The sequence below is a fragment of the Bradyrhizobium monzae genome (assembly GCF_021458635.1).
Lineage (GTDB): Bacteria > Pseudomonadota > Alphaproteobacteria > Rhizobiales > Xanthobacteraceae > Bradyrhizobium.
On record NZ_JAIRDQ010000001.1, the window covers coordinates 1209752 to 1229547 of the forward strand.

The 19796-nt window shown below is 64.8% G+C and carries 19 protein-coding genes; 12 read left to right on the plus strand and 7 right to left on the minus strand.

The features are described from left to right. Nucleotides 1-20: 20 nt before the first annotated feature. Together K3F49_RS05935 and K3F49_RS05940 are read right to left on the minus strand one after the other, a co-directional pair. A complete protein-coding gene (locus K3F49_RS05935; protein WP_234679948.1) occupies nt 21-1052 on the minus strand; it encodes a TRAP transporter substrate-binding protein in 1032 nt (343 codons plus the stop codon). 361 nt (nt 1053-1413) lie between these two features. After that, nucleotides 1414-1857 (minus strand): DoxX family protein, encoded by a 444-nt coding sequence (locus K3F49_RS05940; RefSeq protein ID WP_234679949.1) that lies wholly within the window; start codon nt 1855-1857, stop codon nt 1414-1416. A 96-nt stretch (nt 1858-1953) separates the two neighbouring features. Between K3F49_RS05940 and K3F49_RS05945 the strand changes: the two genes are divergently transcribed. The 3 genes from K3F49_RS05945 (at nt 1954) to K3F49_RS05955 (ending at nt 6350) form a co-directional block, all read left to right on the plus strand. Beyond that, nucleotides 1954-2886: a LysR family transcriptional regulator gene (locus K3F49_RS05945; RefSeq protein ID WP_234679950.1), complete on the plus strand. Its 933-nt coding sequence runs from the start codon at nt 1954-1956 to the stop codon at nt 2884-2886. 130 nt (nt 2887-3016) lie between these two features. Beyond that, entirely contained in the window at nt 3017-4519 is a 1503-nt protein-coding gene (locus K3F49_RS05950; RefSeq protein WP_234679951.1) for a caspase family protein, read from the plus strand. Between the two features lie 151 nt (nt 4520-4670). Continuing rightward, complete coding sequence (locus tag K3F49_RS05955) at nt 4671-6350, plus strand: SulP family inorganic anion transporter (protein WP_234679952.1); 1680 nt, start codon at nt 4671-4673, stop codon at nt 6348-6350. 191 nt (nt 6351-6541) lie between these two features. On the opposite strand, the gene K3F49_RS05960 is transcribed toward K3F49_RS05955, so the two are convergent. The 3 genes from K3F49_RS05960 to K3F49_RS05970 form a co-directional block, all read right to left on the minus strand. Next, on the minus strand, nt 6542-6904 hold the full coding sequence (locus K3F49_RS05960; protein ID WP_234680582.1) for a hypothetical protein: 363 nt from the start codon (nt 6902-6904) through the stop codon (nt 6542-6544). Between the two features lie 122 nt (nt 6905-7026). Next, nucleotides 7027-8349 carry a Spy/CpxP family protein refolding chaperone gene (locus tag K3F49_RS05965; protein WP_234679953.1) on the minus strand — a complete coding sequence of 441 codons (1323 nt, stop codon included), beginning with the start codon at nt 8347-8349 and terminating at the stop codon, nt 7027-7029. 103 nt (nt 8350-8452) lie between these two features. After that, nucleotides 8453-9877, minus strand: coding sequence for an FAD-binding oxidoreductase (locus tag K3F49_RS05970; RefSeq protein ID WP_234679954.1), 1425 nt, complete (start codon nt 9875-9877; stop codon nt 8453-8455). Nucleotides 9878-9963: 86 nt separating this feature from the next. Between K3F49_RS05970 and K3F49_RS05975 the strand changes: the two genes are divergently transcribed. Further along, entirely contained in the window at nt 9964-10470 is a 507-nt protein-coding gene (locus tag K3F49_RS05975; protein ID WP_234679955.1) for a thioesterase family protein, read from the plus strand. Between the two features lie 16 nt (nt 10471-10486). Here K3F49_RS05975 and K3F49_RS05980 read toward each other — a convergent pair whose 3' ends face one another. Further along, complete coding sequence (locus K3F49_RS05980) at nt 10487-10657, minus strand: DUF1328 domain-containing protein (protein WP_234679956.1); 171 nt, start codon at nt 10655-10657, stop codon at nt 10487-10489. A 240-nt stretch (nt 10658-10897) separates the two neighbouring features. Between K3F49_RS05980 and K3F49_RS05985 the strand changes: the two genes are divergently transcribed. The 8 genes from K3F49_RS05985 (at nt 10898) to K3F49_RS06020 (ending at nt 18967) form a co-directional block, all read left to right on the plus strand. Beyond that, entirely contained in the window at nt 10898-13498 is a 2601-nt protein-coding gene (locus K3F49_RS05985; protein ID WP_234679957.1) for an ATP-dependent helicase, read from the plus strand. A gap of 7 nt (nt 13499-13505) precedes the next feature. After that, complete coding sequence (locus K3F49_RS05990; protein ID WP_234679958.1) at nt 13506-13793, plus strand: type II toxin-antitoxin system HicB family antitoxin; 288 nt, start codon at nt 13506-13508, stop codon at nt 13791-13793. An 88-nt stretch (nt 13794-13881) separates the two neighbouring features. Further along, nucleotides 13882-14298: a hypothetical protein gene (locus tag K3F49_RS05995; RefSeq protein ID WP_234679959.1), complete on the plus strand. Its 417-nt coding sequence runs from the start codon at nt 13882-13884 to the stop codon at nt 14296-14298. Continuing rightward, complete coding sequence (locus tag K3F49_RS06000) at nt 14298-14966, plus strand: OmpA family protein (protein ID WP_234680583.1); 669 nt, start codon at nt 14298-14300, stop codon at nt 14964-14966. The genes K3F49_RS05995 and K3F49_RS06000 overlap by 1 nt, the downstream gene beginning before the upstream one ends. Before the next feature lie 171 nt (nt 14967-15137). Next, nucleotides 15138-15656, plus strand: a complete 519-nt coding sequence (locus K3F49_RS06005) for an Mpo1 family 2-hydroxy fatty acid dioxygenase (RefSeq protein ID WP_234679960.1) — start codon at nt 15138-15140, stop codon at nt 15654-15656. 32 nt (nt 15657-15688) lie between these two features. Continuing rightward, on the plus strand, nt 15689-16720 hold the full coding sequence (locus K3F49_RS06010; RefSeq protein WP_234679961.1) for an NAD-dependent epimerase/dehydratase family protein: 1032 nt from the start codon (nt 15689-15691) through the stop codon (nt 16718-16720). A gap of 30 nt (nt 16721-16750) precedes the next feature. Then, the gene (locus K3F49_RS06015; RefSeq protein WP_234679962.1) at nt 16751-17377 is read left to right on the plus strand and encodes a methyltransferase family protein; all 627 of its coding nucleotides are present in this window, start codon (nt 16751-16753) and stop codon (nt 17375-17377) included. Between the two features lie 285 nt (nt 17378-17662). Then, the gene (locus K3F49_RS06020; protein WP_234679963.1) at nt 17663-18967 is read left to right on the plus strand and encodes a PQQ-dependent sugar dehydrogenase; all 1305 of its coding nucleotides are present in this window, start codon (nt 17663-17665) and stop codon (nt 18965-18967) included. A gap of 4 nt (nt 18968-18971) precedes the next feature. Here the strand turns inward: K3F49_RS06020 and K3F49_RS06025 are convergent, their stop codons facing one another. Further along, a complete protein-coding gene (locus K3F49_RS06025; protein ID WP_234679964.1) occupies nt 18972-19796 on the minus strand; it encodes an aspartate dehydrogenase in 825 nt (274 codons plus the stop codon).

Below are 19796 nucleotides of genomic sequence, written 5' to 3' on the forward strand. Positions count from 1 at the left end.
TCAACTCAGATTTGGCCATCTCAGGCTTGCGTCGAGCGAATGATGTCGATGACGGTCTTGGACTCCGGCCGCGCCTTGATGAAGTTCTCGATCTGCGGCGCTACGCGCTTCTTGAATGCCTCGCGGTCGCATTCGGCCACCGTCACACCCTTCTCGGTCAGGGCCGCCAGCGCTTCCTTCTCGACTGCGAGCCCATGGGCCCGCGTGTCGACCGCGGCCTTCTTCGCGGCGTCGAGAAAGCCCTCGCGCAGCTTCGGATCGATGCGGTTGAAGGTCATGTCGCTGAAATAGACCGCGAGCGGCGAGAAATTGTGCTGCGTCAGCGCATAGAACTTCGCCGTTTCGAAGAACTTGCTGGCGAGGATCGTCGGCGGATCGTGTTCGAGGCCATCGAGCACGCCGGCCTGCAGCGCCGTGTAGATTTCGCCGAACGCCAGCGGCGTCGCGGCCGCGCCCATCAGCCGCAGGCATTCCGTGATGACGGGATTGGGCAGCGTCCTGATCTTGAGACCGGCGAGATCCTCCGGTGTCTTCACCGGCTTCTTGGCAAAGACGCTGCGCGAGCCGAAATTATAGGCCCAGGCGATGATGCGGATGTTGCTGCCCTTGAGCAGCGCGTCCTCGATCGGCTTGGCGGCACCGGCGTCGAACGCCTTGGTCTGCTGCGGGAAGCTCGAGAACAGGAAGCCGAGATCGTAGGTGCCGACCAGCGGCACCAGATTGGCCGAGATCGACGAGCCCGACACCATGAGATCGATGACGCCGAGCTTCACCGAATTGATGACATCGATTTCCTGACCGAGCTGGTTGTCCGGGAAGAAGGCGACCTCGACCTGCTCGCCGAGCCCGTTGCCCTTCAAATTCTTGACGAGATTGTCGTAGTAGACGCGGCCATTGGCGAATTTGGGATCGTTCGGCAGCGAGGAGGAGCATTTCAGCTTCAGCGTCGCGGCTTCGGCGCGGCCGATGATGGCGGGAGAGAGCACGAGGCCGGCGGTCACTGCCGTCGACGACTTGATGAACGTGCGACGGCTGACGGGCACGATAGTCATGGTGTCTCTCCCCAATATTTTTTGTTCGCGGCCGCGGTCACAGCCACGGCCTATTGCGCGGACTGTATGGCCAAAGCGACGGGGCAGGCAAGGGTTGCGGCCAGCACAGCCGAGACGGGACGAGCGAGAGGCGCGCCGGCAGAGACTGCAGCGGAATGCCTATATTTGCCGATGTTTGCGAGCATGCGGCATCGCGACCGAACGGCGGGCTATGCAAGATTGACGCAGATCGATCCAATTCAGGTATGGATCAATGCCGAACGCAGATAGATGGCTTTGGCAGGTCGCCGCGCGTTGGCACGCAACAAAAAGCTGCGGGACCGTGATCCCGCAGCTCTCGCGTTTCAATGATGCGATGATGTCAGCGCGATGAGGCGACGCTCAAATGTCCGTTCGCCGCCTCGACATTACGCGAGGGCCGCAGCGCGAAGGCGCCATCGCCGAGCAGCGCCTGTGTGACCAGCGCGATCACCCAGAACGCGGGGTACTCCCAGCCGCCCTTCGGGTTGGTGAAGAAGAACCCGGCGGCGCCGTGGACGGTGAAGATCGCGCCGAGCAGGATCGGGATGCCAGCCAGCGCCGCATAACGGGTCCAAACCCCAAGGATCAGGGCAATGCCGCTGAGGACTTCGACAGTCATCACGAGGTAGGCGAACTCGGGCGGGAAGCCGAGGCTGCCGAAGAACTTTGCCGTGCCGGCCGGGGTGAAGACGAACAGTTTCAGACTGGCATGGGCCAGGAACAGCGCACCCAGCGTCACGCGCAGCACCAGCGCGGCGTAGGGAGCGGTACGGGAATCGATCATGGCGGTCTCCATTGTTGGGCACAGCTATGATCTATTCTCAGAAGGACGATAATTGGCTATTCTGGAAAAATACTTCACACCAGCAGAGTGAGATAGATGCTCGACCGGCTGACCAGCCTGGAAGTCTTTGCCAAGGTGGCGGCGAACGGCAGCCTGTCCGGTGCGGCCCGGGCGATGGGTCTGTCGCAGACCATGGTCACCAAGCACATAGCCTCGCTGGAGGCACGGCTCGGCATCAAGCTGTTCCACCGCACCACGCGGCGGCTGTCGATCACCGACGCCGGCCGCCTCTATCTGGAATCCTCCGAGCGGATCCTCGCCGACATGGAGACGGCCGATGCCGCAGTCGCGCGGGAGCGTGCCGAGCCACGCGGATTGTTGAAGGTCAACGTGCCCGTCGTGTTCGGCACACGCCAGATCGCGCCCCTCATTGCGGACTTCTCGGAACGCTACCCCGAGGTCACCATCGAGCTCGGCCTCAACGATCGCCTCGTCGACCTCGCCGAGGAAGGCTGGGACCTCGCGATCCGCATCGGCAAGCTGCGCGACTCCAGCATGGTGGCGCGAAAGCTCGCGCCGAACCGCCTGGTGGTCTGCGCCGCCCCCTCCTATCTGGCAAAGCACGGCACGCCGCGCACCGTCGCCGACCTTGCCGCGCATAATTGCCTCGGCTACACGCTGACGCAGCAGGGCAGCGCCGCGGAATGGCCGTTCGGCATCGACGGCGAGATCCGGATCCAGATCAGCGGCACCTTGCGCGCCAACAATGGCGATGCGCTGCGCGCCGCGACGCTGGCCGGCCTCGGCCTCGCCCGGCAGCCGACCTTCATCATCGCCGACGATCTGCGCGCCGGCACGCTTGTCGCGCTTCCGCTCGACCAGCCGGAAATACAGTCATCCGCGGTGCATGCGGTCTACCTGCCCGATCGAAGGCCGCCGGCGAAGGTGCGCGCCTTCATCGGTTTCCTGGCTGCGCGCTTTGCGCCAGACCCGCCCTGGGACCGTGGACTTTTTTTGACATCGGCATGACACCTCAGCTCCGGCAGAGCCTCTGCCCCTTTTTGCGGCACGCGCGTACGTGAGATAGGACACAGACAGAGTCGTGGCGGACGACTAAGAAAGGTGACATCCTCGCACCATTTCCAATGGAGGTGACACCATGCGCCGTCCAGCACTTTGCAATTTAGTTCTTGCCTTCGGCCTGCTTGCACTCAGCGAGTTGATGACACCGACACAGGCCGCGGCCGAAGCGCGGCTTGCGCTGGTGATCGGCCAATCCGCCTATCGCACGGTGCCGGCACTGCCGAACGCCTCCAACGACGCCAACGGTATGGCCGAACTACTCGGCAATGCCGGCTTCATGGTCACCGCGGCGCCGAATCTCTCGCAGAGCGAGATGCGCCAGGCGATCTCGGACTTCGCCGACAAGGTCAGCGCCAGCGGCGCCGACACGGTCGCGCTGGTGTTCTATGCCGGCCACGGCTTGCAGATCGACGGCGAAAACTATCTCGTGCCGGTCGATCTCGACCCCAAGCGCGAGGCCGATATTCCACTGCAGGGCGTGCGGCTGAACGATCTGCTCAACACGCTCGGCGCGCTGCCGACGCGGGCGCGCATCTTCATGCTCGATGCCTGCCGCAACAATCCGTTCCCGGCGCTGAGCGGCGCCGGCCACGGGCTCGCCATCGTCGACACCAAGGCGGGGGCGCCCGGCTCCTTCATCTCGTACTCGACTTCGCCCGGTGCTGAAGCCGAGGACGGCTCCGGTGCCGACAGTCCCTACACCACGGCGGCGCTGACCGTCGCAAAGCAACCGAACATTCCGATCGAGGAAGTGTTCAAACGCATTCGTATCTCCGTGGCGCAATCGACCGACGGGCGGCAGATTCCCTGGGAGAGTTCGTCGCTGACCACCGACTTCAAATTCTTTGGCGGTGATAGCAGCAGCGGTCAGCCCCCTGCTCCGGGCGCGAACGCGATGGCCCTCGCCAGTACTACGCGCAGCGTCGAGGACTGGCGCAAGGATTTGCAGGGCAAGGATGCCAAGGCCGCCTATCAGCTCGTGATCGCCGACGACACCGTGCCCGCCTACCAGGCTTACATCGAGCTCTACGCGCAGGACGCCCAAACGCCGCGCCTGCGCACGGTGCTGGAGCGCCGGCGCCAGATGCTGGCATGGGATCGTGCAGTAGCGATCAACACCCGCGCTTCGTACGAGGCTTATCTCGCGAACTGGGACAACAGCGATCTCGCCGCGACCGCGCGACGGCTGCTGCTCCGCGTGCAGAACCGCAACTATGTCTTGCCGGTTGTGGCCGCTGCGGTCCCCGTCGCCGTCGCCATGGCGCCGACCTGCCCGTGCTCGGCACCGACGCCGCCTTCGACGCCGGTCAATCCGACGGTTGCGCCCATCATCAAGAAGCGCGTCGACGACACGCCGCCAAAGCGCAAGGTCGTCGAGACGCCGCCGAAACCGCGCCGGCCGCCGCCTGACGAAGTGGTCGTCGAGCGCGCACCGCCTCCCGGTCCGCCGCCTGGCGCCGTGATGCAAGGCATCGGCATCGGGATTGGTCTCGGCATGGGCATGGGCATGGGCGGCGGAGGCCGCGGCGGTGGCGGCGAGATGGGACACGGCGACTACGGCCGCGGCACCAGATACTGAGGTTGCCGCACTGCGATAGACACGAATGTCCGCAAGCATCTCTTGCGGACATTTCTGTTGACGGGGCAGAGCCGCCGCCGTCTGCCGCCCCCCAACCCGGAAATGCGGTAGGCTGACCGACCGACACGCGTTTTCCGGGGATTCGACACCGATGCCAAACGACGCTCATGCCGAGACATCAGCCAAGGGATCATGGCCGGTATTCCGCTCGCTCGCCTCCTATTCCCTGCCCGGCGATCTCATCGCAGGGCTGACGCTCGCGGCGATCGCCATCCCCGAGCAGATGGCGACCGCGCGGCTCGGTGGCTTCGCGCCGCAGATCGGATTCTTCGCCTTCATGGCGGGCTCGCTCGGCTTTGCAATGCTCGGCGGCAACCGCTTCCTGTCCTGCGGCGCCGATTCCACGATCACGCCGATCTTCGCCGGTGGGCTTGCCGCACTCGCTGCGGCCGGCACAGCTGAATATGAGGGGCTCGCGATCGCGCTGGCACTGATGGTCGGCGCGATGATGCTGGCCGGCGGCGCGTTTCGGCTCGGTGGCATCGCCAACCTCCTGTCGATGCCAGTGATGGTCGGCTTCCTCGCCGGCATCTCCGTCCACATCATCGTGTCGCAATTGCCGGGCGTGCTGGGACTGGAATCGCCGAGCGGGCCGACACTCGATCGTATCGGCGTGCTCGCAACCGAGCTTGGCCGCACCAATCCCATCACGTTCTGCATCGGCTTCGGCGTGCTGGCTGTGGTCTTCATCTCCGAGAAGATCAGCGCCAAAATCCCCGGCGCGCTGATCGGGCTTGTCGCTGCGACACTGGTCACGATCGCACTCCGCCTCGAGAGCAAGGGCGTCAACGTCGTAGGCTCCGTGCCGGGCACGCTGCCGCGACCGACCTTCCCCGTGCTTGCGCCTGAGCTTTGGGTGCGGCTGGTGCCGCTCGCCTTCGTGGTCACCGTGGTCGTGATGGTGCAGACTGCGGCGACGACACGGTCGTTCCCGTCCGATCCCGACAAGCCCGCCGATGTCGACCGCGACTTCCTCGGCGCCGGCGCCGGCAGCGTGCTGTCAGGCCTGTTCGGCGCCTTCCCGGTCAATGCCAGCCCGCCACGGACCGGCATCGTCGCGGAGACCGGCGGACAATCGCAGCTCGCGGGTCTCGCGGCTGCAGTGATCGTACTGTTGTTGCTCGCGTTCGGAACGGGATTGCTGCAGCACATCCCGGATGCAGCGCTTGGCGGCATCCTGCTGTTCGTGGCGCTGCGGATCATCCGCACCAAGCAGATCGTGACGATCTATCGCCAGTCGTTCAGCGAATTTCTGCTGATCGTCGCCACCGCTGCGCTGATCATCGTTCTGCCGATCCAGCAGGGCGCGTTTCTCGGCATCGTGCTGTCGCTGCTGCACGGCATCTGGAGCACGACGCGCGCGAGACTCGTGGAGTTCGAGCGCGTGCCGGGAACCACGATCTGGTGGCCGGCGCATCCGCATATCACCGGCGAGCGCATCGCCGGTGTCGCCGTGATCGGGCTGCAGGCGCCGCTGTCCTTCCTCAATGCGCCCGGGTTCCGCAGCGACGTAACCAAAGTCCTCACGACAGCCACGCCGCAATTGCTGGTGCTGGAGGCAAGCGGTATGGTCGAGATCGACTTCACCGCCGCGCAGATCCTGCTCGACGTCTTCAAGGCCTGCAATGAACAAGGCGTCACAGTCGCGCTGGCGCGGCTGGAATCGGCGCGCGCACAGGACGCATTCGAGCGCTTCAAACTGTTCGACGTCCTGCCGAAGGAGCACGTCTTCCACAGTGTGGATGAGGCCGTGCGCAAACTAGCCAAATAACAGCTTAAGTCACACCGGACGAGCCGCGAACTCGGTGCACCTCTCCCGCTTGCGGGAGAGGTCGGCGCGCAGCGACGGGTGAGGGCTCTATCCTCTGGGAGATTGTCCCGTTGCGGAGAGACCCTCTCCCCAGCCCGCTCCCGCAAGCGGGAGAGGGAGCGCACCTGCTTCGTGGAAACAGCCGTCGTCTACTACTGCACCAGCGCCGGGTGATCCCGCTGCGCCGTTTCGCGGATCCAGCTGGCGTGGATGGCGCGAAACAGGATCTGCGCCGTCTTGATGTCGTTCGCGGTCATGCAGAGATTGACGATGCGATGCACCGCGTCGTCGCGCATCAGGCCGTCGGAGATATTCATCGCGATTTCCATCGCGACCTTTGCGGCGCGCTCATAACGTTCGGCTTCATGCTTGTTGTTGCGCCCGGAGCCTGCCGCGCACGCTGCAGCGGCCTCGCAGATCGCGCGGATGCGCTCGGCGGCTTCGATGTCGCCGAGCGGCCATTCGATCGCTTCGTCCCAGATATTCCCCGGTTTCTGCTTCGCGTACCACTTCATCGCCTCGCCACCCGTGGTCTTCCAGCCGCTGTATCGTCGCGCTCCAGCCGAGCCCAGCATAGAGAACCGTATCGAGGTCGGCGAGGCGGTTTTTCCGCCATACTCCGTGGCTCGCGACACGTTCAGGATGTCCGACGTGGCCCGATCGCCTCGAACTGCGCCTTCTGCTCGTCATTCAGCGTGGCGTAGAAATCCTCCAGCGCCGCGCGAACCGATTTGACGCCGCTCAGCATTGTTTCGAGCCGCTTGCGGATCGCGGTCATGCGCGCCGGCGGCGTCATCACGTCATCGGGCTGGCAGGCCGCCTTGAGCGATGCGCTGACTTTGGCGCTCGTATCCTGGAGCACCTGCAGCGCAGCGCGCTGGGTGTCGTCGGGATGAAGCCTCGCCTCGATGTCGGCGCCCGGCCAATCGAGTGCAGCAGATGCTCCGCAATTCCGGACCAGCGATCCACTGGTGGTGTTGGAAGCCGTCGCGCGGCGCTGATCCTCGGCCAGCGCATTGAAGCGCGCCTTCTGCTCGTCGGTGAGCGAGCCATAGAATTTGTCCAGGGCGGGCTGAACGAGATCGACGGCTTTCGCCATCGCCTCGATGCGCTGCTGCATTGCCATCAGCCGACCGGGCGCTGTCGCCGCAACTTGCGCCGGACAGGACGTGCGGATCATCTCCGCCGCCTGGATCGAGGCATTGCCGAGATCGTCGAGGCTTGCGCCTTGCGCGTCCGTCGGCTGCACCGCGGCTGCGATCTGGTCCACCGGCAGACCGACGATTTCGCGGCGGTCGCTGCCGCAAAGCTGCTCGAGTGCAACACCTCGCGCTTGCCGTCGTCCTCGCGGACGTTGCGGCAGATAGGCCGAGAGACCGTCATAGCCATAGGGGGCGAAGATGCCGGCATAGATGTCCGGATAGCCGTAGCCCCAGAAGCCGAGACCGTCGCCCCAGATCGTGTAGTCGTAGAGGTCGTTATAGGCGAACGGCCAGAACAGCGGTCCGACCCAGCCATAGCCGCCCCCCGCATGCTGCCACCACCCACTGCTTGCGCCGTGCCAGCCGGCGAGTGCGGCTCCGGCTACGATCTGGGCTCGCACCGCCGGATTGCCGATCAGCCGGCCGTTGCGGAAGGCGCTGGAATGCAGGTTGAGGGCATTGCGGAAATTCGCGGGACGGACGGCCGCATTGCGGATCTGACCAAAGTTCGCACCGCCGTGTCGGGCTCCTGTTGCGAACCGCATCCCCCCGTGATGCCCGCCACCGCCATGCGCGTGCCCAAAACCGTGACCGCCGAAATGGCCGTGGCCGCCGCCAAAATGACCACCGCCATGGCCGCCGCCGTGCCCACCGCCATGACCGCCACCACCGTGACCGCCACCGCCCTTCGCCAGAGCCGTGCCCGCCAGCATGCAGGCAAGCGCCATCACGGCAATTCCAATGACCGGTCGCAACATCGCATCCTCCCGCAGAGCCACGCCATTGAGGCATCGCAAGTTGACGAGAATGGAACCGGCCAGATGGCCGAACGTTCCGCGATCGCAACGCAACAGGCGCGCGCTACGCCTCCGGCACGATCTTGCCGGGATTGAAGATGTTTTGCGGATCGAGTGCCCTTTTTAGCGCACGCATCGCATCGATGGCTTCAGGGCCGAGTTCCGCCTTCAAATATTTCTGCTTGCCCTGGCCGATACCGTGCTCGCCGGTGCAGGTGCCGTCCATCGCCTGGGCGCGCTCGACCAGGCGATGCATGAATTCCTCGCCGCGCGCCATCTCGGCTGCGTCGTTGGTGTCACACACCAGCGAGCAGTGGAAATTGCCGTCGCCGACATGGCCGACGATCGGCGACAACAAATTGAGTCGCTCGAGATCTTCCTCGGTCTCGCTGACGCAATCGGCAAGCCGCGAGATCGGCACGCAGACGTCGGTTGCGACCACACCGATGCTGTCGCCGGGCCGCAGCGCCTTGACGGACCAATAGGCATCGTGCCGCGCCTGCCACAGTTTCGTGCGATCCTCCGGCTTGGTGGTCCAGGAGAAATCACCGCCGCCACAATCCTTTGCGATCTCGCCGAACGCCTTCGACTGCGCATCGACCTCGATCTCGCTGCCGTGGAATTCCATCAGCAGCAGCGGCGTCTCCGGCAGCGTCAGCTTCGAATAGGAATTGCAGGCCTTGACTTGCGCGGCATTGAGCAACTCGATGCGCGCCACGGGAATACCGGTCTGGATCGCCAGGATCACGGCCTGACATGCCCCGTGCACGGTCTCGAACGACACCGCGGCCGCCGCGATCGTCTCGGGAATGCCGCGGAGTCGAATGGTCAGTTCGGAGATGATGCCGAGCGTGCCTTCGGCGCCGACGAACAGATGTGTCAGGTCATAGCCGGCGGACGATTTTTTCGCGCGCGTGCCTGTCGTGATGATCTCACCGTCGCCGCGCACCACCTTGAGCGCCAGCACGCTGTCACGCATGGTGCCGTAGCGTACCGCGTTGGTGCCGGAGGCACGCGTCGAGGCCATGCCGCCGAGCGAGGCGTCCGCGCCGGGATCGATCGGGAAGAACAAGCCCTGGTCGCGCAGATGCTCGTTCAGCGCCTTGCGGGTGACGCCGGGCTGAATCACGCAGTCGAGATCCTCGGCATGCACCGCGAGCACCTTGTTCATGTCGCGCAAATCGATCGAGATGCCGCCGGCAGGCGCGTTGACCTGACCCTCGAGCGAGGTGCCGGTGCCGAACGGAATGACGGGCACGCCATTTTTGGCGCAGATCCGCACCACGTCCTGGATATCCGCCGTCTCCTGCGCCATCACCACGCCGTCGGGCGGCTGGTTGACGATCCATGTGGTGGTGTGGCCGTGCTGCTCGCGGACGGCCTGCGAGGTGATGAGCCGGTTGCCAAAGCGCGCGGCGAGCTGCTCCAGCGCGCTTGCGAGGGCTTTCGGCGCCGGCCGCGGCGGATTATTGGTGATGGTCGTACCCACGGATAGTCCTCCCGACACAGGAACCGTGGCAAAGGACATCTCACCGGTCAAGTCAAGCGACCGGACGCATAGCCAGGGAATGAGACATGCCGGAGAGCGCCGCCACAACCGAGAACGCCGAGCCGTTCCGTTCGTCTATCATGCAGATCGAGCCGCAATGGATCGACTATAACGGCCATCTCAACATGGCCTATTACAACGTGATGTTCGACCGGGCGATCGACCAGATGTGGCTGCAGCTCGGGATCGGGCCGGGATACATGAAGGAGCGCAACGGGTCGACCTTCACCGCCGAATGCCACGTGCGGTATCTGCGTGAGATCCACCTTGGCGATCCCGTGCAGGTCTCGGTCTGGTTGCTGGAAGCCGACGACAAGCGCCTGCACACATTCCAGGAGCTGCGGCACGCGACCGAGGGCTGGCTCTCGGCCACTTCCGAGAACATGTCGCTGCACATCGACATGGGCTCGCGGAAAGTGGCGGCCTTTCCGCCGGACATAAGCGAGCGCATCGCGGACGTGGTCGAGGCTCACCGCGCCGTGCCGCGGCCCGAGGGCATCGGCCGAAACGTGGCGATGCCCTCGAAGCGGTAGTGCATCATCCGGCGCGCTAGATCCTGCGGCCGCGGGCCAGGCCGACCACGGCCGAGACCAGGAACAGGACGATCGCCACGAAGAAGATGATCTTGGCGATTTCGATCGACGCGCCGGCGAGGCCGCCGAAGCCCAGAAGACCGGCGATCAGTGCGATAACGAGAAACGTCACAACCCAGCTCAGCATGGCCCTAACCTCCGTTTTGATGTCTGTCTGCGATCGGCGCGGCGAACGCGCCTCACTTGCACAAACAATCTCGAGCTCGGAACATTGGTTCCGGCCCGCCGAGGCCCGAAATTCATCGGGCTGGGAGGAACAAATCAGCCCGCCGCGCACGTGGAAAACCCGTCCCGGCCGCCCCATATAGGCAGCAATCCCTGTTATGAAGGCTCCCTTCCACCACCCCGCGGTGCCATCGTGGGGCCAATGATTCGCATGACCGAGCCAAGCAAAATCACCTCCCAGAACGTCCCCGACCACCAGCCCGTGGCCGGCGGCATCGCCGCGCGTGCGCGCGCTTCGGTCGGCCCGAAATATTTGACCGGGCTCAATCCCGAGCAGCGCGACGCCGTGGAGACGCTGGACGGACCGGTCCTGGTGCTGGCCGGTGCCGGCACCGGCAAGACCCGCGTGCTGACCACCCGCATCGCCCACATCCTGAGCCAGGGTCGCGCCCGCCCGGCCGAGATCCTGTCGGTGACCTTCACCAACAAGGCCGCGCGCGAGATGAAGCATCGGCTCGGCCAGATGCTGGGCCAGGCCGTCGAGGGCATGCCGTGGCTCGGCACCTTCCACTCCATCGGCGGCCGCATTTTGCGGACCCACGCCGAGCTCGCGCAGCTCAAGTCGAACTTCACCGTGCTCGACACCGATGACCAGGTGCGGCTGCTGAAGCAGCTGCTGCAAGCCGACAACATCGACGACAAGCGCTGGCCCGCGCGCATGCTGGCCGGGCTGATCGATGGCTGGAAGAACCGCGGCCTGACGCCGTCGCAAGTGCCGTCAGGCGAAGCCGCGGTCTTCGCCAACGGCAAGGGCGGCAAGCTCTATGCGAGCTACCAGGAGCGGCTGAAGATCCTGAACGCCGCCGATTTCGGCGATCTTCTGCTCGAAGACATCCGTATCTTCCGCGAGCACCCGGATATCCTGCGGCAGTACCAGCAGCGCTTCAAATTCATTCTGGTCGACGAATATCAGGACACCAACGTCGCGCAGTATCTCTGGCTGCGGCTGCTGTCGCAGGCGCCGTCTTCGACCAAAGCCGTCATTCCGGGGCGGCTCGAAGAGCCGAACCCGGAATCCAGCAGTGAGACCGATGATCGAGATTCCGGGCTCGATGCGACGCATCGCCCAGAAATGACCGAGCGCGCGGCGATCGCGGCTGCTCCTGCAGGCCCCACCAAGAACATCTGCTGCGTCGGCGACGACGACCAGTCGATCTATGGCTGGCGCGGCGCCGAGGTCGACAACATCCTGCGCTTCGACCACGATTTTCCCGGCGCGAAAGTCATCCGCCTCGAGCGCAATTACCGCTCCACCGGCCACATCCTCGCGGCCGCCTCGCACCTGATCGCGCATAACGAAGGCCGGCTCGGCAAGACGCTGCGCACCGAGGACCAGGACGGCGAGAAGGTCACCGTGACGGGCTCGTGGGACTCGGAAGAGGAAGCCCGCGGCATCGGTGAGGAGATCGAGCAGATCCAGCGCAAGGGCGAGAAGCTCAACGAGGTCGCCATTCTCGTGCGCGCGTCCTACCAGATGCGCGAGTTCGAAGACCGTTTTGTCACGCTCGGCCTGCCCTATCGCGTCATCGGCGGCCCACGCTTCTACGAGCGCGCGGAAATCCGCGATGCGCTGGCTTATCTGCGCGTCATCAACTCGCCGGCCGACGATCTCGCCTTCGAGCGCATCGTCAACGTGCCCAAGCGCGGGCTTGGCGATGCCACCGTGCAGATGCTGCACGACCACGCCCGCAAGCGCCGCATTCCGCTGTTCGAGGCGGCGCGCGCCGTGATCGAGACCGACGAGCTGAAGCCGAAGGCACGCGGGTCCTTGCGCGACGTCGTCGCCCAGTTCGACCGCTGGCGCGCCCAGCGCGAGGTTACCGCCCACACGGATCTCGCCCAGATCGTGCTCGACGAGAGCGGCTACACCGAGATGTGGCAGAAGGACCGTTCGGCGGACGCCGCAGGCCGGCTGGAGAACCTGAAAGAACTCGTGCGCTCGATGGAGGAGTTCGAGAACCTGCAGGGGTTTCTCGAGCACATCTCGCTGGTGATGGACCGCGACAACGGGGCTGACGAAGACGCGGTGTCCTTGATGACGCTGCACTCGGCCAAGGGTCTCGAATTCGACAACGTGTTCTTGCCCGGCTGGGAGGAAGGCCTGTTCCCGAGCCAGCGCACGCTGGACGAACAGGGCCGTGCGGGGCTGGAGGAAGAGCGCCGGCTTGGCCATGTCGGCCTCACGCGCGCGAGGCGGCGCGCGAAAATCTATTTCGCGACCAACCGGCGCATCCATGGCACCTGGTCGACCACGATCCCGTCGCGCTTCCTCGACGAATTGCCGGCGGTCAATGTCGAGATCACGGAATCCAAGGGTGGCTCGGCCTGGGGCGGCACCGGCGGCTACGGCGCCTCGCGCTTCGACGACATGGAGGCGTTCGGCTCGACCTATTCGACGCCGGGCTGGCAGCGTGCCCAAGCCAATCGCAACCGGAGCGGCGGTCGCAATAGCGGCGGCGGAAGTGGTGGCTTCGAGGAAGAGACCTCGAATTTCTCGTCGTCTTCGTCATCCGGCCCCGATTTCGGCAGCTTCTCCTCGCGCCGCCGCGGGCCGATGACGATCGAGGGCGAGCTGGTCGCCAAATCGACCGGCACGACATCCGAATTCTCGCTCTCCGACCGCGTCTTCCACCAGAAATTTGGCTACGGCCACGTCACCAAGATCGACGGCAACAAGCTCACGATCCATTTCGACAAGGCCGGCGAGAAGAAGGTCGTGGACAGCTTTGTCCAGCGGGCGTGAAGCCGACATGCCTCACTACGTTGCCATCATCGAAGACGCAGGCCCGGACGACGTCAGCCTGTGGTTTCCGGACCTGCCCGGCTGCATCTCCGGCGGCGACGACGTCGACGAGGCCCTGGAGAGTGCGCCCGAGGCGATCGCGTTCTACGCGCAGGAGCTGACCGAGGACGGACGCCAGCTTCCCCCGCCCAGGACATTGGACGAGCTCAAGGCCGATCCCGAATTTGCCGACGATATCCGGAACCACACGGCCGTCCTGATCGAATTTCCTCCCGCTGCCGAAGCCGAGGAGTGAGGACTGTTCGCCGCACTGGTCGAACTCTCGACAGTCCTGGGGCGAACAGCCCTTGACCATGGCAAACTTCCCCGTATCAGATGTAACCATGGTCCGGGGCTCCATCACACTGATCGTACTTGCATTGGGGATGCCGTCGCTCGCGACGGCGGAGACCATGAGCTTTGGCGATTCGATCGGGCTGCTGGCGAAAAGCTGCGGTGCGGAAATCGTCGCCAATTGCCGCGGTGTCAATCCGGACTCCACCCGACTGAAGGAGTGCCTCTCCCGTAACCGGGACGTGCTCTCCCAGCAGTGCCAAAGCGACTACCTCACCGCGTTCGACGCCATCCAGAAGCGCGTCGCCGCCCGTGTCACGGTGGCGAACGCCTGCCAGCGCGAAATCGTCAAGGTCTGCGGCGGCTCGACCAAGGAGACCAGCAAGTCGATCCCCTGCCTGGTCTCGACGCCCAAGGGCATCAGCAACAACTGCCTGAAGGCGGTCGGCGACGCGGGGTATCGATGATGCGCGCGGCCGGGCACATCACCGCCGGAATCGGGTTCGCGTTGGGTCTCGCTCTGCTCGCAGGTGCAGCCGGCGCACAGACGGCGCCGACCCGCGACGACATCGTCGGCAAGCTCGATCATTTCGAGGAGGCGGCCGAGGTCGACCTCCCCGCGCTCAAGCAGCAGGTGATGGAGCGGGCCAAGGCCAGGATCAAGAATGATCCGGGCCCGGTGAACCGGCCGCTGATCGCGCCCGATCTGGCCAAGCTGCCCGCCTTCAACGCCCAGATCCAGTTCGACGCCGACACGCCGATCATCCAGCCGGACTCCTACCAGACCGTTGGCCGGATCGCCGACGCGATGGTTCACGCCTCGCTGCTGCCCTACACGTTCCTGATCGTCGGCCATGTCGAATCCAATTCGAAGACGCGCGAGGCCAACGCGATCCTGAGCCAGCGCCGGGCTGACGCGATCCGTGACGTGCTGGTGAACACGTTCAAGATTTCGACCAAGCGGCTGCAGCCGATCGGCCTCGGCGAGGAGCAGTTCCTCGACCGTGCCAAGCCGACCTCGGCAGTCAACGGCCAGTTGCAAATCCTGACCTTTGCCAAAGTGCCCGAAGAAGCGCCTGCGCATCCCGCAGCAGCCCCTGCGCCTGCGGCGAAAAAGCCCACCAGGAAGCATTGAGCGCGCGGCCTTCGCGCCGTACGGAACCCGTTGAAGTCTTGACTATTTTGTGACCTGTCTCACAGCGCGACAGCATGGTTTTGCGCGACAATAGCGCCGGTTTGTGCACTGCCCTGTCCGGTGCTATAGGCTGTCTTCGCCCTTCCCCACCCCGTGCCGCACGAGACTGAGATGGCTGGCTATTTTCGACGCCAACTGGCCGATTATGTCGAATACCATCGCGATCCCTGGAATTGCGCGATGCATGTGGTCGGCATTCTCCTGCTCTTCACCGGCGCGACACTGCCGCTGACGCTGGTGCATTTTTCCGTGTTCGGGGTCGAGGTCAGCCTGGCGGTGATTTTGGCGCTGCCGGTCCTGGTATACTGGCTGATGCTGGATGCAGGCGTCGGGCTTGGCATCCTCGTGTCGATGATCGTGCTGCTTTCGGTCGCAACCGCGATCGGCAATCAGGTCTCGCTTGCCATGATGTGGTCGATTTTTGCGGTGCTGATCGTGCTCGGCGTCGCATCGCAGATCGTCGGCCACAGGGTGTTCGAGGAGCGGCAGCCGTCGATGGTCGACCACCCCACGCATTTTCTGCTTGGACCGATGTTTGTCATGGCAAAATTTTACATTGCACTGGGTTTTCGTCGCGACCTCGCCGCGATTCTCGCGCCTCTTCCGACCAAGTCCCTTTCAACCCGATAGCTTTCTCGAAGCGGAACAGCAAAACCTACTTCATGACTCTCGTACTGGTTACCGGTGGCAGCGGTTTCATCGGACAGCATCTCGTCGAAGCGCTCCGCGCCCGTGGGCAGCGGGTACGTGTTCTTGATGTGCGGCCGCCGGCCGCCGCGAACGCGGACGTTGAATATCTGCACGGCTCGGTGCTGGACGGCGGCGCGGTCGATGCTGCGGTTTCCGGCGTCGATCAGGTCTATCACCTCGCCGGCCTGCCCGGCATGTGGGTCGCCAACAAGCGCGACTTCCACGACGTCAATTTCCGCGGCACCGAGGTCGTGCTAGCGGCTGCGATGAGGCGCGGTGTCTCCCGCTTCCTGCACTGCTCGACGGAATCGATCCTGTTCCCCTACACCAGCCTCAACGGCGTTGCCGCCGAGGAGGCGCTGCAGCCGGCCGACGCGATGCCGGGCGCCTATACGCGGTCGAAGTCGCTCGCCGAGCACCACGCTGCCAAGGCCGCAGCCAGCGGCTTCCCGCTCGTGATCGGTACGCCGACCATGCCGATCGGCCCCGCCGACCACAATCTGACGCCGCCCACCGCGATGCTGTGGTACTTCCTGCAGAAGAAGGTGCAGCCGCATCTCGACTTCCCGGTCAACCTCGTCGACGTCCGCGACGTTGCGATGGGCCTGGTGCTGACGATGGAGCGCGGCCGCACCGGTCAGCGCTACATCCTCGGCGGCGACTGCGTCAGGCTCGGCCAGATCCTGCGGATGATGTCGGCGATGAGCAGACGGCGGCAATATCCGGTCGTCGTTCCGGGCAAGATTGCCGAGCTCTCCGCGATCATGCTTGAATCAATCTCCGATCGCATCACGCACCGTCCACCCAACGGCACCGCCGAGGGCGTGCGCATTGCGCTTGCCGCGAGCGACCTTTCCATCGGCAAGGCCCGTAACGAGCTCGGCTATGCGCCGCGCCCGATCGAGCCGGTGCTGCGCGAAACCATCACCCATCTGCTCGCCCGCGGCGGCCAGGCCGCGTCCAATGCCATCGAGCATCACGCGCTGTCGTCGCGCGCGAGCTGATCTGCTCCTCAACCCAAAGAACCTTTCCGCATGTCTTTCGATTTCAGCAAGCTTCTTTCCGTCGCCTGGGGCGGCTGGACCACGACTTGGCCGACCGAGCTCCTGGCCCTGATCTGGCTCGCCTTTCTCGCCAGCTGGGTGGGCGCCTCGTTCTGGCAGGGCCGGACGCAAAAGCAGGTGATGACGCTGGAGTCCGGCCGCTATCGCCTGCCGATCCTGGTCGGCGGCATCCTGTACACGCCGTGGATTGCGGAGATCCTGGGCTGGAAGCCGCTCTGGGTGCTCGGCAACACCGGCATCACCATCGCCGCGGTCCTCTCGGTCGCCGGCATCGCCTTCGCCTGGTGGGGCCGGCTGCATCTCGGAAAATTCTGGTCCAACACCATCACCCACAAGGAAGACCACCGCGTCATCGACACCGGCCCCTACGGCATCGTTCGTCACCCGATCTACACGGGACTGATCTTCGGCATGCTGGTCACCGGCATCGCGATCGGCACCGTCACGACGATCCTCGGCGCCATCCTGATCTCGCTCGGCATGTGGCAGAAGGGCCGGATGGAAGAGGTGTTTTTGTCGAAAGAGCTCGGCGAAGACGCCTACGGCGCCTATTGCCGCCGCGTGCCGATGATCATCCCGTTCCTGTCGCCGCGGTGATGTAGCAAACCGCTAATCCTCTCCAGTGTCGTCCTGGCGGTTTGCCATGACGACGACGTGATGGCTGCCATGCAAATTCGGCTTGCAGCCATTTGCGCCTTCAACGGCCCGATCCGAGCCCACACAGGTTGACCTTTTTACCGCCACCCAGTTGGATGCGCGCGCAAAACGGCATGACGACGTTCTATCGTGGATCTGGAGAGGTCGACGACCCGGTCTGAGCCCGCGCGGGGCTTTGGACGATCCGTCGTTGGACAGTGCCGCAGGGTTCGACAGGGGATTTTCATGACATTTTCCAGCATATTTGCGCAGTTTGTCGCGTTCGTGGGCGGCATCGCGCTGCAATGGCGAAAGCTGTCGGGCACCACGCCCGCGCCGGCCTGGGGTCAGGCGCCGGCCATTCCCGACGCAAAGCCGCAAGGCGCGCTGCCGACGCTGAAGATGCCGACCGCCCGCGGCTGGAGCGAGGGCCAGAAGCCGACGGTCGCGCCCGGGCTCAAGGTCAACGCGTTCGCGACCGGCCTCGACCATCCGCGCTGGATCGAGGTGCTGCCCAATGGCGACGTGCTGATCGCGGAGGCGACGCAGATCGCGGGCGCTCCCAGGTCGGTGTTTCACTACGCGATGCAGGCGACGATGCGGCGCGCCGCAGCGCTCGGCGAGTCCGCCAACCGCATCACGCTCTTGCGCGACAAGAACGGCGACGGCGTCGCTGAACATCGCGGCGCCTTCATGGAGAACCTCAGCCAGCCGTTCGGCATGGCCCTGGTCGGTGACACCTTCTATGTCGGTAACACCGACGGCGTGATGGCCTTCCCCTATGTCGCCAATGCCGATCGCATTACCGCGCCGGGCAAGCGGCTCACCACGTTCAAGCCGAGCGGCCACTGGACACGCAGCCTGCTCGCAAGCCCCGACGGCAAGAAGCTCTATGCCGGCGTCGGCTCGCTGAGCAACATCGCCGAGATGGGCATGGAGGTCGAGGAAGGCCGCGCCGCGGTCTACGAGCTCGATCTCGCCGCCGGCACGCATCGCATTTTTGGTGCAGGACTGCGCAACCCGGTTGGACTCGCGTGGGAGCCGAACACGAACGTGCTCTGGACCGTCGTCAACGAGCGCGACGGGCTCGGCGACGAGACGCCGCCGGACTATCTGACCTCGGTGCGCGACGGCGGCTTCTACGGCTGGCCCTATTGCTACTGGGGCAAGACGGTGGACGACCGCGTGCCGCAGGATGCAGCGATGGTCGCCAAGGCGCTCACGCCCGACTACGCGCTCGGTGGCCACACCGCTTCGCTGGGCCTGTGCTGGATGCCTGCTGGCACCCTGCCCGGCTTCCCTGACGGCATGGTGATCGGCCAGCACGGCTCGTGGAATCGCAGCACGCTGTCCGGCTACAAACTGGTGTTCATCCCGTTCGAGAACGGCAAGCCGTCAGGCCCCGGTCGCGACATTCTGTCGGGCTTCCTGTCCCCGGACGAGAAGGAATCCTACGGCCGCCCGGTTGGCGTCGTGATCGGCCCCGACAAGAAGTCGCTGCTGATGGCCGACGACGTCGGCAACGTGATCTGGCGCGTCACCGGCGCATAAAAGATTACGTTCCAACGCAAAGCGTGGCGCGTTGCTTCCGCAGCAGCGCGATCACGGACAGCGCGGTGATCATCCCGGTCTTGGGATTTTCGGACGGGATGTTCTCGATGCCCATCGAGAACCGCGCCGAATCCGCCTCGACCTCGATGCGATGAACATTGCGCGTCACGGTGGGGTCGGCCCAAACCTGCATCTGGGTACGATCGGGCCCGATGCCCGCCAGCGACAGCGCAACGGCGACATTGACGTTCGCCGGAAAGCCCTTCGCCGCGTCGCGCGCGCTGCCCTCGAACAGTTTCAGCGGCTCGCGCAGATTGTCGATGTCGATGTTGTTCTGAACGATGAACGGCGCGCCCTTCAGCCCGTCGACCGGCTTGCGCGTGACCATCTTCACCGAATGAATGGTGCCGACCGCGGCGGCATTGACCGCATCGAGCCCGATCAACGCACCGGTCGGCACCAGAATGCGACCGCCATTGGCCCGGGCGAGATCGACGAGATCGAAATTGTCGAGCAATCCGCCGACGCTGACCACGACCGCGGACCTGCCGCGCGTCACCGCCGGCTCGACGACCGCGCGCAGCTGGCTGCTCGGCGCACATTCGACCACGATGTCGGCAGCGTCGCCGAGCTGGTCGATCGGCAAAACTTTCGGCGGGTGGCGCAGGCTGCTCAGGAAGCTCTGGTGCTTCGCGGGATCGCGTACCGCCACGGCGGAGAGCGTCAGCCCCTCGATGCCGTGATCGAGCGCCGTCGCGATCTTGCTGCCGATCGAGCCAAGCCCCGCAATAGCAACCCGCAATTCGTTCGAAGCTTTCTGTTCAGTCAT

What these genes read in the sequence shown, in the direction of transcription:
- K3F49_RS05995 (WP_234679959.1), top strand. Translation starts at nt 13,882, where the DNA reads ATGGTCCGGGGCTCCATCACACTGATCGTACTTGCATTGGGGATGCCG.
- K3F49_RS06015 (WP_234679962.1), top strand. Translation starts at nt 16,751, where the DNA reads ATGTCTTTCGATTTCAGCAAGCTTCTTTCCGTCGCCTGGGGCGGCTGG.
- K3F49_RS05980 (WP_234679956.1), bottom strand. Translation starts at nt 10,657, where the DNA reads ATGCTGAGCTGGGTTGTGACGTTTCTCGTTATCGCACTGATCGCCGGT.
- K3F49_RS05985 (WP_234679957.1), top strand. Translation starts at nt 10,898, where the DNA reads ATGATTCGCATGACCGAGCCAAGCAAAATCACCTCCCAGAACGTCCCC.
- K3F49_RS06000 (WP_234680583.1), top strand. Translation starts at nt 14,298, where the DNA reads ATGCGCGCGGCCGGGCACATCACCGCCGGAATCGGGTTCGCGTTGGGT.
- K3F49_RS05955 (WP_234679952.1), top strand. Translation starts at nt 4,671, where the DNA reads ATGCCAAACGACGCTCATGCCGAGACATCAGCCAAGGGATCATGGCCG.
- K3F49_RS05950 (WP_234679951.1), top strand. Translation starts at nt 3,017, where the DNA reads ATGCGCCGTCCAGCACTTTGCAATTTAGTTCTTGCCTTCGGCCTGCTT.
- K3F49_RS05945 (WP_234679950.1), top strand. Translation starts at nt 1,954, where the DNA reads ATGCTCGACCGGCTGACCAGCCTGGAAGTCTTTGCCAAGGTGGCGGCG.
- K3F49_RS05935 (WP_234679948.1), bottom strand. Translation starts at nt 1,052, where the DNA reads ATGACTATCGTGCCCGTCAGCCGTCGCACGTTCATCAAGTCGTCGACG.
- K3F49_RS05960 (WP_234680582.1), bottom strand. Translation starts at nt 6,904, where the DNA reads ATGAAGTGGTACGCGAAGCAGAAACCGGGGAATATCTGGGACGAAGCG.
- K3F49_RS05975 (WP_234679955.1), top strand. Translation starts at nt 9,964, where the DNA reads ATGCCGGAGAGCGCCGCCACAACCGAGAACGCCGAGCCGTTCCGTTCG.
- K3F49_RS06005 (WP_234679960.1), top strand. Translation starts at nt 15,138, where the DNA reads ATGGCTGGCTATTTTCGACGCCAACTGGCCGATTATGTCGAATACCAT.
- K3F49_RS05990 (WP_234679958.1), top strand. Translation starts at nt 13,506, where the DNA reads ATGCCTCACTACGTTGCCATCATCGAAGACGCAGGCCCGGACGACGTC.
- K3F49_RS05965 (WP_234679953.1), bottom strand. Translation starts at nt 8,349, where the DNA reads ATGTTGCGACCGGTCATTGGAATTGCCGTGATGGCGCTTGCCTGCATG.
- K3F49_RS06025 (WP_234679964.1), bottom strand. Translation starts at nt 19,796, where the DNA reads ATGACTGAACAGAAAGCTTCGAACGAATTGCGGGTTGCTATTGCGGGG.
- K3F49_RS06020 (WP_234679963.1), top strand. Translation starts at nt 17,663, where the DNA reads ATGACATTTTCCAGCATATTTGCGCAGTTTGTCGCGTTCGTGGGCGGC.
- K3F49_RS06010 (WP_234679961.1), top strand. Translation starts at nt 15,689, where the DNA reads ATGACTCTCGTACTGGTTACCGGTGGCAGCGGTTTCATCGGACAGCAT.
- K3F49_RS05940 (WP_234679949.1), bottom strand. Translation starts at nt 1,857, where the DNA reads ATGATCGATTCCCGTACCGCTCCCTACGCCGCGCTGGTGCTGCGCGTG.